Annotated in this window: 1 protein-coding gene; it reads left to right on the top strand. The window is 40.0% G+C overall.

Translation table 11 applies throughout. The annotated features are described in order from the left end of the window. Positions 1-895 (top strand): S1 RNA-binding domain-containing protein (locus EK386_RS20695; protein ID WP_126660865.1); only part of this gene is annotated, 895 nt, incomplete at both ends.

Genomic DNA, 895 nt, shown 5'->3' on the forward strand with positions numbered 1-895 from the left:
ATCTGTTAAACACCCAAGCGAAGTGGTTGCTGTAGGTCAAGAAGTAACTGTTAAAGTACTTAAATTTGACAAAGAGAAAACTCGTGTATCATTAGGCTTAAAACAATTAGGTCAAGATCCATGGGCTGCAATCGCTCAAAACCACCCGGTAAACAGCAAATTAACCGGTAAAGTAACTAACTTAACCGACTACGGTTGCTTCGTTGAAATTTTAGACGGTGTTGAAGGTTTAGTTCACGTTTCAGAAATGGACTGGACAAACAAAAACATTCACCCGTCTAAAGTGGTTAGCGTAGGCGATGTAGTTGAAGTAATGGTTCTTGAAGTTGATGAAGAACGTCGTCGTATCTCATTAGGTTTAAAACAATGTAAAGCAAACCCTTGGGAACACTTCGCAGCAACTCACAACAAAAACGATAAAGTGACAGGTAAAATCAAATCTATCACTGATTTCGGTATCTTCATCGGTCTTGAAGGCGGTATCGACGGTTTAGTTCACTTATCTGACATTTCTTGGAATGCGACAGGTGAAGAAGCTGTTCGTAACTACAAAAAAGGTGACGAAGTAGAAGCTGTTGTATTACAAGTTGATGCGGTTAAAGAACGTATTTCTTTAGGTATCAAACAATTAGAATCGGATCCGTTCACTAACTTCGTAGAAAGCACTAAAAAAGGTGCAATCTTGACTGGTAAAGTTGTAGAAGTTGATGCGAAAGGCGTTAAAGTTGAATTAGAAGGCGGCGTGGAAGCATTTATCCGTGCTAACGAAGCAACTCGTGACCGTGTTGAAGATATTACAACCGTTATTTCTGCAGGTGATACTATCGAAGCGAAATATACAGGTGTAGATCGTAAAGCGCGTGTTGTGAACTTATCTGTTCGCGCGAAAGACGAA

It is taken from the genome of Lysinibacillus antri (assembly GCF_003977595.1).
GTDB classification, from domain to species: Bacteria; Bacillota; Bacilli; order Bacillales_A; family Planococcaceae; genus Ureibacillus; species Ureibacillus antri.